This is a genomic window from Nostoc sp. C117, from assembly GCF_043099735.1.
In the GTDB taxonomy this organism is placed as follows: Bacteria; Cyanobacteriota; Cyanobacteriia; order Cyanobacteriales; family Nostocaceae; genus Nostoc.
On record NZ_CP170991.1, the window covers coordinates 3,880,883 to 3,892,595 of the forward strand.

Annotated in this window: 14 protein-coding genes, 1 tRNA gene and 1 other annotated feature; of the genes, 4 read left to right on the plus strand and 11 right to left on the minus strand. The window is 43.0% G+C overall.

Annotated features, from left to right (window positions below):
• The first annotated feature begins 133 nt into the window (after positions 1 to 133).
• Positions 134 to 1,264, plus strand: a complete 1,131-nt coding sequence (locus tag ACFG4S_RS16690) for an aldo/keto reductase (RefSeq protein WP_392535838.1) — start codon at positions 134 to 136, stop codon at positions 1,262 to 1,264.
• A gap of 454 nt (positions 1,265 to 1,718) precedes the next feature.
• Here the strand turns inward: ACFG4S_RS16690 and ACFG4S_RS16695 are convergent, their stop codons facing one another.
• Both ACFG4S_RS16695 and ACFG4S_RS16700 read right to left on the minus strand, forming a co-directional pair.
• Entirely contained in the window at positions 1,719 to 2,096 is a 378-nt protein-coding gene (locus ACFG4S_RS16695) for a clan AA aspartic protease (RefSeq protein ID WP_392535839.1), read from the minus strand.
• Positions 2,093 to 2,365 (minus strand): hypothetical protein, encoded by a 273-nt coding sequence (locus ACFG4S_RS16700; protein ID WP_392536002.1) that lies wholly within the window; start codon positions 2,363 to 2,365, stop codon positions 2,093 to 2,095. Before ACFG4S_RS16700 ends, ACFG4S_RS16695 begins: the two co-directional genes overlap by 4 nt.
• A 238-nt stretch (positions 2,366 to 2,603) precedes the next feature.
• Between ACFG4S_RS16700 and ACFG4S_RS16705 the strand changes: the two genes are divergently transcribed.
• Positions 2,604 to 2,726: a hypothetical protein gene (locus ACFG4S_RS16705; RefSeq protein WP_392535840.1), complete on the plus strand. Its 123-nt coding sequence runs from the start codon at positions 2,604 to 2,606 to the stop codon at positions 2,724 to 2,726.
• A 431-nt stretch (positions 2,727 to 3,157) separates the two neighbouring features.
• Here the strand turns inward: ACFG4S_RS16705 and ACFG4S_RS16710 are convergent, their stop codons facing one another.
• On the minus strand, positions 3,158 to 3,520 hold the full coding sequence (locus ACFG4S_RS16710; RefSeq protein WP_392535841.1) for a hypothetical protein: 363 nt from the start codon (positions 3,518 to 3,520) through the stop codon (positions 3,158 to 3,160).
• Between the two features lie 290 nt (positions 3,521 to 3,810).
• On the opposite strand from ACFG4S_RS16710, the gene ACFG4S_RS16715 reads away from it, so the two are divergent.
• Entirely contained in the window at positions 3,811 to 5,619 is a 1,809-nt protein-coding gene (locus ACFG4S_RS16715) for an ABC transporter ATP-binding protein (protein ID WP_392536003.1), read from the plus strand.
• A gap of 151 nt (positions 5,620 to 5,770) precedes the next feature.
• Here ACFG4S_RS16715 and rplL read toward each other — a convergent pair whose 3' ends face one another.
• The 8 genes from rplL to rplS form a co-directional block, all read right to left on the minus strand.
• A complete protein-coding gene (gene rplL, locus ACFG4S_RS16720) occupies positions 5,771 to 6,163 on the minus strand; it encodes a 50S ribosomal protein L7/L12 (protein ID WP_392535842.1) in 393 nt (130 codons plus the stop codon).
• A 93-nt stretch (positions 6,164 to 6,256) separates the two neighbouring features.
• Positions 6,257 to 6,871: a 50S ribosomal protein L10 gene (gene rplJ, locus ACFG4S_RS16725; protein WP_392535843.1), complete on the minus strand. Its 615-nt coding sequence runs from the start codon at positions 6,869 to 6,871 to the stop codon at positions 6,257 to 6,259.
• Between the two features lie 62 nt (positions 6,872 to 6,933).
• Positions 6,934 to 7,108, minus strand: a sequence feature (ribosomal protein L10 leader region).
• 57 nt (positions 7,109 to 7,165) lie between these two features.
• A complete protein-coding gene (rplA, locus tag ACFG4S_RS16730) occupies positions 7,166 to 7,879 on the minus strand; it encodes a 50S ribosomal protein L1 (RefSeq protein ID WP_392535844.1) in 714 nt (237 codons plus the stop codon).
• A 121-nt stretch (positions 7,880 to 8,000) separates the two neighbouring features.
• Entirely contained in the window at positions 8,001 to 8,426 is a 426-nt protein-coding gene (rplK, locus tag ACFG4S_RS16735) for a 50S ribosomal protein L11 (protein ID WP_392535845.1), read from the minus strand.
• Positions 8,427 to 8,432: 6 nt separating this feature from the next.
• Complete coding sequence (nusG, locus tag ACFG4S_RS16740; RefSeq protein WP_392535846.1) at positions 8,433 to 9,074, minus strand: transcription termination/antitermination protein NusG; 642 nt, start codon at positions 9,072 to 9,074, stop codon at positions 8,433 to 8,435.
• A complete protein-coding gene (gene secE / locus ACFG4S_RS16745; protein WP_190879730.1) occupies positions 9,074 to 9,295 on the minus strand; it encodes a preprotein translocase subunit SecE in 222 nt (73 codons plus the stop codon). The genes nusG and secE overlap by 1 nt, the downstream gene beginning before the upstream one ends.
• Before the next feature lie 296 nt (positions 9,296 to 9,591).
• Positions 9,592 to 9,664 (minus strand) — tRNA-Trp (locus ACFG4S_RS16750).
• Between the two features lie 167 nt (positions 9,665 to 9,831).
• Entirely contained in the window at positions 9,832 to 10,194 is a 363-nt protein-coding gene (gene rplS, locus ACFG4S_RS16755; protein WP_118168186.1) for a 50S ribosomal protein L19, read from the minus strand.
• A gap of 150 nt (positions 10,195 to 10,344) precedes the next feature.
• On the opposite strand from rplS, the gene ACFG4S_RS16760 reads away from it, so the two are divergent.
• Complete coding sequence (locus ACFG4S_RS16760; protein ID WP_392535847.1) at positions 10,345 to 11,289, plus strand: glycosyltransferase family 2 protein; 945 nt, start codon at positions 10,345 to 10,347, stop codon at positions 11,287 to 11,289.
• The last annotated feature ends 424 nt before the right edge of the window (positions 11,290 to 11,713 follow it).

An 11,713-nucleotide genomic window follows, 5' to 3' on the forward strand; every position in this document is an offset into this window, starting at 1 on the left:
GTTAGTGCTGAGAAAGAATGGAGAATCTAAAAAATAAGTTCTTTATTCTTTCTTTTTCACCTTTCATTTTGTACAAACAATATTAATCGTCTTTCTACTCAGCACTCAGCACTCACTACTCAGGACTCAATTGATGCAATACCGACGCTTTGGGAAAACGAATCTGCACCTCTCGGTTTTTTCTTTGGGAACAATGCGCTATTTGGCTTGTTTTGAAAATGCTCAGCAAACCATCGAACAAGCCTTAGCGCTAGGAATTAATCATCTAGAAACCGCCAGAGGTTACGGGAAAAGTGAGGAGTATCTTGGTAGGGCGCTAAAAGCTGGGTTGTCAGTACCCCGAACGAAGCTTTACATCACTACCAAAATATCAGCCACGGCAGATGCTGACACCATGCGTCGGTGCATCGACGAATCCCTAAAACGATTACAGCTAGATTATCTTGATTGCTTAGGCATTCATGGCTTGAATACCTGGCAACATTTGGACTGGGTGCAAACCAAAAATGGTTGTATGCAAGCTGTAGAGGAAGCGATCGCTGATGGACGAGTCCGACACGTTGGTTTTTCCACCCACGGGTCATTAGAGCTAATTCAAGCAGCAATCAATACAGATGTATTTGAATTTGTCAATCTGCATTATTACTATTTTTTCCAACGGCACGCCCCAGCGATTCAACTAGCTGCCGAAAAGGATATGGGCATTTTTATTATTTCCCCTGCTGATAAGGGAGGGCGTCTTTACACGCCACCCCAAACTTTAAAAGACCTATGTTATCCGTATTCACCCTTAGAATTAAATTATCGATTTTTACTGAATGACAGCCGTATTAATACTTTGAGTATCGGGGCAGCCAAACCAGAAGAATTAATTGAACCTTTGCGAGTTACTGACCGAGATAATCAACTCTCACAAGAAGAAATTTCTGCATTCCAGCGATTAGAAAATCACCAAAAAATTGCTTTAGAAACTGATAAGTGTAGCCAATGTTATGCTTGTTTGCCTTGCCCAGAAAATATCAATATTCCAGAGGTATTGCGGTTACGTAATCTCGCAGTGGCATACGACATGAAAGACTATGGACAATATCGTTATGGAATGTTTGAAAATGCTGGTCACTGGTTTCCTGGTATGAAAGGCGATCGTTGTACAGAATGCGGTGACTGTTTGCCTCGGTGTCCAGAAAATTTAGATATTCCCGCTTTATTGGAAGATACACACCAAAGATTAAGTGGGAAAGCAGGTAGGAGATTGTGGGGTTGACACTCTCCAGTCTAAAGACTTACTGTGTACACACAAGTTGGAAAACCTCATTCATCCACATTGGCTTAAATCTGGTAAGGTGCGTTATAGACATTAGTCTTAATGCACCGAAAATCTGAGATGGTGCGTTAATGGGGTGTTGACTTTGTAGAAAATGCGCTAAAAAAATCATGCAATTTTTATGTCATCATCCCAGCCTGAAAACACAGTTCTTCTTTGCGATAGCATGGACTGACCAAAAACTTGGGATGACCATACTTTGTGATCAAGGTATCGAACAGTATGCAGGGTCAAATTCGCTATCAGTCCCTCTTGTGAGCAACTACTTTGACCTGTGCAATTGCATCCTTTCGAACTATTATGTATAACGACGTATAACGTTCCCAATCACCTGCTGCTAATAACCTCGAACACCGACTGATTAATTCTCAACGGTCTGTGTACATTGGGATTGTTAGACCGTGTTGACTTTGCCAAGTTCGACAAGACCACCTTCAAAAACTTGCATCGTTAGCTGATAGCCTTCCATGAGGGACATCCCGACGAGCGGTTCTGCGTTAGCTTCGTCTACTGGGATTGTCAGAAAGGTGTCGTCCCAAATTACAATTGCTTCGTAAACGTTGAAAACACATTCACTGCCGTCTCCGAGAATTGCCCGTCCTCGTCTTTTCCATTTCAAATTCAATTCAGCAATCAAATCGGGAGGCAATGACAGCCAGCCATTGAATCCAGTATCAACGATCGCATCCTGAGTAAAAACTTTGCCATCAGCCCGACGAATTGGCAGGGGAATAATCGGCTCAAACTCAATATTAACGAACCCAGTTATCATGCAGTTCTCCGGGTGCGTCCGCCAAAACGACGAACATGACGAGAACCAATGCGAACAATCCAAATTTGAGCATCGGGGTGATGGGCTTCGAGGCGATCGCAAGCAGCAATTTCGCTTTGATCGACTTCAAAGGCTCCGGTTTCGATGTCGATCGCCACAATCTTGCCATGATTCCCTTCCTCAACCTGCGATCGCACCTGAGTTTCATAGATTTCATCACCACGCCGAGCAAACTCTTCTTTGCTATATCGAGGTTGTCGAACTACCATCATCTTGCTACCATATCGACTGCACCTCTCAATTTTATCTTGGGCTGCGACTCGCTCGCTCAGGAATCGGAATCGGAAAACCCTGAATATTCAGACAGAAACAAATACATTCCAACGTCTGACATCCTCACAAAAATACTTCAATATTGTCCGCTCCAATGATTTGTTATGCAGCGATCGCTTAACAATTAATTGTCTTTGCAGCGGGACGCATCCTGAAAGGAATCGCCGATAACTTATGTTAACTCAACAACGAAGTCCATTATCTTTGCTCGCCCGATCTCGGATAGAAACAGAGAAGCTTAACGGTGCGATCGCTGTTAGTATAACCTCTGCATCAGCGATCGCCCTCTCATTTTAGCCTCGCGATCGCATCCACGGTTGCAGCTTAAAGTGCAATCTGGCTTCTGGTTAGTGCTGTCAGAGAAAAGTGATGCTGGGTTTCCTGTTGTCAACTGGCTAACGTTCCGGTTGAACGGTTGCTAGTCACCTTTGCATTCAAACCATCGACTTTCGATAGTCCGCTTACCGCCAGCCCTTTCAACGCGATCATTTGTACTATATTTTCCTCCAAAAATACACCCTCAATAAACCCTTACATAATCAGACTTATATTAGGCGAGATTCTCCAAAAAAATGCTCAATTCTAGAGGCAATAAATTGACCGCTTTCGATGTGCGATCGCATAAACTGGCATCGATAGCCCAGAAGCATAATTTTTGGCTGTAGTCTGGGAGCGGGTTTCAGCCCTTGGTTTAGTAGTTCATTTGTTCGCGTTGAAAGGGCTGGGGCTTACCGCCTAATCACTTTCCCAATAATAAAACCTATTATCAAAGCAGTTAACTCATACGAACCAATTAAGAACGATACAACTATAAGCATTATAAAGGTTGCAAATAGCGGATTATCATCGTACTGTTTGGCATTTAGTAAAGCGCCTTTGTACTCATCAAACCTTTCTAGATATTTTTCCTGTGTTAGTTCACGACCTTTCTCATACTTATTGGCACTATCTCTTGCAAACCAATAACCAGCCAGTAGGGTTAAGCCTAAAAGTATGAGTATCTTCGCAAGAAATACGTTCCTAGTTGACTTACTGATGACAAAAGTCACACTTTCTTCAGGACGCTGCTGGGGTGGTTCTGTAGAATTCATAGCTCAACCTCGTTATCATTTTAAATTTTATTCATGATTGTCTAAACACCTTGCTAAGTCGATTGCGCCGACTCGCTTTTCAACTATCTCTAATAAGAAATTCACACTTACTGAAGTTAAGCATCGCATCCAACGGATTAATTTCGCCATACCCCAACAGGTAACTCAGCGGTCTAAAGCCAACATTCTTAGAAAAATGTAAAATTAATAAAGATTTAATAGAGTCAGGAAGATCCGCCCAAGCTGGGGTATCTCGCGGCAAGAAAAATGAAGATTAAAAAAAAAGAAATATCCTCCGCCAATCGCTGACGGTTTTCCGCTACAGTGGACGGGCTGTCAGCTTAATATGGACTACAAGCCGATCGCTTACTATTCTTCTAGCTAGTTTCACTTTATTGGCTGGTCTTTTACCGGCGGCGATATCCTACATTAGTAAATTAATTGTGGATGCAGTGGTATTAGCATCTCAAGTTAATTCACAGAGCAATGGTTTTGTCAATATTTACCCAGCTCTGTTTTATGTAGGATTAGAAGCGATCGCTGTAATTTTACTAGCAGGTAGTCAGCGGGGAATCATCATTTGTCAGTCGTTATTGCGGGCGCTAATGGGTCAGCGAGTGAATGTACTGATCTTAGAAAAGGCGCTGACACTCGATCTTAGGCAGTTTGAAGACTCAGAATTTTATGACAAATTGACCAATGCCCGACGAGAAGCATCAGTTCGTCCCCTTTCGTTAGTAAACCGCACCTTTGGGTTGGTGCAGAATGCCCTTTCGCTGATTACTTACGGTATTTTGCTAGTAAATTTCTCAGTTTGGGCGGTGGTGGTACTGATTTTGGCGGCTATGCCTGTATTTATAGCAGAAACGAAGTTTGCTGGAGAAGCCTTTCGCTTGTTTAGTTGGCGTGCGCCAGAAACTCGTCAACAGCACTACTTAGAAAATCTGCTAGCAAGAGAAGATTTCGCCACAGAAGTCAAACTCTACCAGCTAGGAAAGATGCTGCTAGGACGTTACCGCGACCTGTTCGATCAACTCTATGGTGAAGACCGCGATTTAACTCTGCGGCGAGGATTGTGGGGATATCTCCTAAGTTTATTAAGTACTGGCGCTTTTTACGCAGCTTATGCTTGGATTGTCTTGGAAACAGTGCTAGGTAAGATTTCCTTGGGAGATATGACAATGTATCTCACTGTGTTTCGCCAAGGACAATCGACTTTTTCCAATGCCCTCACTTCTATTGGAGGGATGTATGAAGACAATCTATATCTATCAAATCTCTACGATTTCCTGGAAGAGAAAGTACCAAAGTCTTGGGGTAAAGCAACCATTGGTTTAAATCCCCAGGATGGTATTCGTTTTGAGAACGTATCATTTACTTATCCGGGGAGTTCCAAGCCAGCGTTGAGAAACATTTCACTGCATTTGCAACCGAGAGAAAAACTGGCAATTGTCGGTGAAAACGGTTCTGGTAAGACCACCTTAATCAAACTACTTACCCGACTCTATACCCCAGACTCTGGGCGAATTTTCTTAGATGGCTTGGACTTGCAGGAATGGGATGTGGATGTGCTGCGGCGTCGCATTGGTGTGATTTTTCAGAACTTTGTCCGCTACCAGTTCACAGTGGGGGAGAATATTGGCGTCGGTGATGTAGAACATCTCGAAAACACAACCAGCTGGCAAACTGCTGCCGAAAAAGGCATGGCTCAATCTTTTATTGACCAATTACCCCAAACCTTTCAGACTCAGCTTGGTCGTTGGTTTAAGGGAGGACAGGAACTTTCGGGGGGACAGTGGCAGAAAATTGCTCTATCTCGTGCTTTTATGCGATCGCAAGCAGATATCTTAGTATTGGATGAACCAACGTCAGCAATTGATGCCCAAGCTGAGTTTGAGATTTTCAATCATTTTCGGGCTATTACTCAAAATCAGATGGTACTTTTGATTTCCCATCGCTTCTCGACGGTACGCATGGCTGACAAAATCCTAGTTATAGAAAACGGGGAAGTTATAGAACAGGGAACTCACGAAGAATTGTTACAGCTAGGAGGGCGTTATGCCAAGTTGTTTCTGTTACAAGCAGCCGGTTATCAGTAGAAAACAAAGCTAGATAAGATCAAAACACTTGTAGAGACGGCGATTTATCGCGTCTCATTGTGAAAATCGCCTCTCATTGTCAAATCGGAACCAGCAACACCAAAAAAGGAGCCTGATTCAGGCTCCTTAATAAAAAACTAGATAATTGTGACTACTTGATAGTCACCTTACCGCCAGCTTCTTCGATGCGCTTCTTAGCATCTTCAGCAGCATCCTTAGCAATACCTTCTTTAACAGCTTTCGGTGCAGCTTCCACTAAGTCTTTCGCTTCTTTCAGACCCAGACCGGTCAATTCGCGGACAATCTTCAGTACGGCAATCTTCTTATCAGCGGGAACTGATTCCAGAACCACTTCAAACTCGGTTTGCTCAACGACTTCCTCAGCAGGAGTAGTAGTACCAACACCAGGCATCATCATCATACCGCCAACGGGTGCAGCAGCACTCACGCCAAAAGCTTCTTCAATTTGCTTAACTAACTCAGCAGCTTCCAGCAAAGAAAGACTTTTTAGTTGTTCTAAAATGTTATCGGTTGCAGCAGACATTGATATAACTCCTGTAATTTTGATTATTTATTTGTCATCGGTCATTGGTCTTTGAACATAGACTTTTGACTCTTGACTGATGAACCGTGAAGTTTATTCAGCAGCAGGTTCGGCGCTGCTATCACCTTCAGCAACAGGTTCGGTACTGCTATCTTCTACAGCAGCAGTTTCGGTGCTACCACTACTTTGTTCTTTATCAGCCACAGCTTGCAAAGCACGAGCCAGTGAACCAGGAACTTCGTTGATACCCACAGCAATCTTCGTAGCCAAGGCATTGATAGCCCCAGCAATTTGAGCGATGAGTTGTTCCTTAGATGGCAAGTCTCCCAGAGCCTTGACATCAGGTTCTTTGAGTAGGCGACCTTCCATCACACCGCCGCGAAGTTCTGTCTTCTTGGTGGCTTTCTGAAAGTCCTGGTAAGCCTTAATTGCAGATGAAAAATCGTCTTTGACTAGCAAAAAAGCTGAAGAACCTTTGAGCAGTTCTGATAATGGCTGCCATTTTTCTTGATCTTGAATGGCAATGCCCATTAGGGTATTTTTAGTTACCTTACAAACAGCGCCACTCGGACGTAAACGCTGACGTAAATCTGTAATTTCAGCAACTGTTAGTCCCTGATACTCAATTACCAGTGCCAGAGTTGACTTACTCAAAGTTTCTTTGAGGTCAGCTACAATCTCTTTTTTATTTTCTAGCGTTCTACCCATTTCAATCTCACCTCCTCAAAACAATCGACGATTTCCCTACTTGTGCGTTTTTTCTCAACTAAATCGAAAACAACAAACCCCAGCTGACACAGCCGGGGTTGATTAGTAAAGCTCTTGATGCCATAGTTATCACACCTTAATAGGTTTTGTGCTAATTAGTGGCAATTTAGAGTTTTCACCTCGGCAGGATATTAAGCTATTAGCACCTGCTGTCTCCGGCTTGGTTTATTTAATTTTGTCATTAGTCATTTGTCCTTTGCTTTTACAAATGAATAATAACTAATGACTAAAAAGTTAACCTACTTCGCTTAGTTTCAAATCTCGTAGGGCGCTGATATCAATTTTAATTGATGGACCCATCGTCGCAGCTACATAAAATGTGCGCCAATAACGACCTTTAGCCCCTGAAGGACGGTTACGGTCAATCGTCTCTTGCAATGCCTTCAGGTTGATTAACAAATCTTCAGGCGAGAATGTTGCCTTACCAAACATAACATGAACGATGCCAGTTCGGTCAGCTCTAAATTCTAATTTACCAGCTTTGAATTCAGCGATCGCACTTGCTACGTCAAATGTCACGGTTCCACCCTTGGGCGATGGCATCAAACCACGAGGACCAAGCAATTTACCCAGCTTTGCCACCTGTGGCATAACATCAGGTGTGGCAATCAGCTTGTCAAAGTCCATCATCCCTTTTTGGATTTCGTCAATCAGTTCTTCTGAACCAACTAAATCAGCACCAGCGTTGCTTGCTTCGTTTACCTTTTCACCTCTGGCAATCACCGCCACTCGGACAATTTGTCCTGTACCTTTGGGCAGTGCTACCGTTGTCCGCAACTGTTGGTCTGTATACTTGGGGTCAATTCCTAACCGGATATGTGCTTCAGCGGCTTCAGCAAATTTAGCTGTTGCTGTGTCCTTTAAAAGGGCTAAAGCCTCTAAGGGTTGATAGTCCCTATCTTCTACTTTTGCTTGCAGCCCTTGCAAGCGACGCGATATTTTTGCCATTTTTTCTCCTGGGGTAACTTCGAAGCTTTGCCTCTCCCCCGATAAATTTAATTATTTGTCTTTTGTCATTTGTCTTTTGTTCTTTATCATTCGTCAGTTACAAATGACTAATGACCAATGACTAATCCGAAACTGTTACGCCCATATTCTTAGCAGTTCCTTCCACAATCTTCATTGCCGCTTCGATGTCGTTGGCGTTGAGGTCAGGAAGTTTGGTTTGGGCGATTTCTTGCAATTGCGCTCTAGTGATTTTCCCAACTTTCTTTTTGTTGGGTTCATTGGAGCCTCTTTCTATTTTCGCTGCCTTGCGAATCAGTACTGACGCTGGTGGCGTCTTGAGTACAAATGTAAAACTCCGGTCTTCAAAAACCGAAATTTCTACAGGTATGACCATTCCAGCTTGGTCTGCTGTTTTGGCGTTGTACTCTTTGCAGAACATCATGATGTTGACGCCGTGTTGACCCAAGGCGGGGCCTACTGGCGGTGCTGGGTTGGCTTTTCCAGCATTCAAGGCCAGTTTAATGACCGCCACTACTTTCTTCGCCATTTGTATTTAACTCTGTTTCTCTACCTGATTAAATTCCAATTCTACTGGTGTATCCCGGCCAAAAATCGAGAGCAAGGCTTTAAGCTTACTCCGCTCTGGAGAGACTTCAATCACCTCACCTTCAAAGTCCTTAAATGGACCAGAAAGCACCATGATCTTATCACCACTAGCCATGTCAATTTTGACCACTGGCTCTTGTTCGCTGGTCTGTTTAAATATCCGCTCTACTTCTGAAGAACTCAGTGGTATGGGGTTGACATGACCGCGACCTTTGCTGCTACCACGTTTTTGTTCTGAGCCAACAAAATTAATGACATGGGAGGTGTTTCGTACTACCTGCCAAGTATCATCATCCATCATCATCCGCACCAACACATAGCCAGGGAAAACTTTTTCTTCTGTATGCTGGCGACTGCCGTCTTTGCGGATTTTCACCGCTGGCGTCTGCGGAATTTCTACTTGGACAATCTTGTCAGCGACATCAAAAGTTTGAATGCGTTGCTCTAGGTTAGTCTTGACACGCTTTTCACAGCCTGAGGCTACTTGCACTGCATACCAGCGTGCTTCTTTTGACGCTGCTTCTGCCGTTTCTGCTGTTTCTTCTGACTGCAACATTGAGTTGCGTGGTTCATCTGTTGCAAAACTCATTAGAACACCTGTTTTGCTGCCCAACCGAACAATCCATCGACCAAGTATATCAAAGATGCGGAGAGTGCCACCATTAACAATACGGCGGCGGATTCGCTCACGATCTGCTTGCGACTAGGCCAAACTACTTTTTCGAGTTCTTCTTTGATTCCTTGTATAAAGTTACCAAAGCTGAACCCATTGGTAGTTTCTGGCAATTCTGCTTCACTTTTTTTGGCCATGGCCGTTTATCCCCCGTTTGTCACTCAATTTTGAATTTTGGATTTTGGATTTGAGATTTAACCGATGCGTTACGGCAAGGGCGCTTAATTTTAGATTTTGGGTTGTCGATTTAAACTTTTTTCTCAATCCAAAATCTAAAATCTAAAATTCGGTTATCGAGGTTTGCAGCTTTGACTCTATCCATTTACTGGAATCAAAACAGCTACAAATACAATAAGTTTACCCGAAATTATTAACGCTAACTGCTATATTAGCAGCTGCGTAATTATTTCGGGCTTTGTTTATTGCTGTTGAGCGCGCCCTGGAGGACTTGAACCCCCGACATCAGGTTTTGGAGACCTGCGTTCTACCAACTGAACTAAGAGCGCACAAGCTGTTTTTAACTCAGTTATTGCGCTGAACTGAACTAAATTTTAGTTTAACTTAGTTTAACGCAATACGAGATTTTTATCATACCTCAATTCCATTGAGAAAACAAGTCAGCGGCGGATGCCGCTTGAAGGTTGAGATTTCTCCCATACTTTTAACAGGGAAATTACAAAGGACGGTCAAACCGTTGCTTGATCCGGGTTGCTTTGCCGACGCGATCGCGGAGATAATACAACTTAGCACGGCGGACTTTACCGCGACGTAAGACTTTGATGCTGTCAATCCGGGGAGAATGCAATAAAAATACCCGCTCAACGCCCACGCCTTGAAAAACTTTGCGAACTGTAATTGTTTCGTTGATGCCACCATTCCGCTTGGCAATTACGACTCCTTCGTAGGGTTGGACGCGATATTTTTCGCCTTCTTTGATTTTCACTCCCACTTTTACGGTGTCGCCCACGTAAATATCGGGCAGATTTGATTTTAGGTGTTCCGCTTCAATGGAGCGGATAATCTCTTGAGCGTTCATATCTTTCTTTCTGCTGAAAAAAACTCACAATCATCAATCATAAATCGATAATCCTATTTCAGTCTACCTTTGGAGATTGATAATTTTACTGATACAACAGTCTGCAAAGGGAAGCTATATTGCAAAATGCTGTACCACAAGTAGGAATTTATGAAATTTAGCGTTGTCATTAGTACTTATAATCGCCTGGACTTGCTAAAAAGAGCAATTGAATCAGCTTGGAATCAAACGATGGAGTGTGAGGTGGTTGTTGCTGATGACTGTTCTACTGATGACACCCAAGCTTATGTCAAAAGTTTAGGCGATAAAGTAGTTTATCATCGTAACGAAGTGAACCAGGGTCATGCAGCGACGGTAAATGCTGGAGTTGCCAAAGCCAGTGGCGATTGGATTAAGTTTCTCGATGATGATGACTATCTGGCTGCCAATTGTATAGAAGAAATGTCTAAAGCGATCGCCCTTCGTCCCGATGCTGTAATCTGCTCTTGTGTGGCGGCTCAAGTAGATGGAAATGAAGTTGAACTTTCTCGCACTCCCCAAGTTGGCCCCGGTTTAGCTTTTTATATCCCACAAGCTGATATTCACTACGGTATGCTCTTAGAGGTTGTACCTTTTGGCACACCTGTACAAGTAGCTTGTCAGCGTGATGCTTTTCTGCAAACTGGTGGTTGGGACTCTACGCTTGATGCGAACTGTGATGACATTGATTCGTGGATTCGGATTGCTCAGTTTGGCGATGCTGTTTTTTTGAATCAGTGTCTTGCTTACCGGACTATCTGGCCTGGTGCTTATAATCAAAAGTTTTCTTTATCTCGGCGGTTGGCGACAAATATTTTAATGAAGGAGAAAATTTACTCCTTGGTAAATGACCAATATCGGTCCAAAATTCCTGTTTTTCAGGATATAAAAAATTACCTAAAACTTCATTGGCTTTTGGTAGCACTGAAGCAAAAAAATATCAAGAGTTTTCTTTCAATGATAGATATATCTGTACTTTCTCCTCACTCTTGGAAGTTTTTGCTCAGTGCTGTTTCATCACGCCGTTCTCAGGGAAACAATTCTCAGGTTCGCAAACTTGTGTTGATTGAGTCCTAATTTTTGAAGGGTTGGTAATGGTTTTCAGTATTACAAGCTTAGCTTTTACATAGCCAATTTGAAAAATAACCTAACAAGCGAGTAACGAGCAAAGTTTTTCTGATAGCGATCGCATTCATAACTCATAGTTGACTTGAGTTCAATACAGGTTTGATTAAGAATATTTCTAGGTTGGGTTGAAGGTAGTAAAACTGTCGAATGACACTTACTTAGTTGGATTTAGATCCCCAACTTCTTCAAGAAGTCGGGGATCTGGGCAATAACTTTTGCTTACAGCTATTTTCAGGTAAATGAACCACATCTTTTTATCTCACGCAATAGACGCTTTGCGGCTTCCCGTAGGGTGGCGCAGAGAGAGAGAAATATAAGAGTGTGGTCTAAATATATTGAAAACTGCTGTCAGGTAAGTGACATTCCAATACGG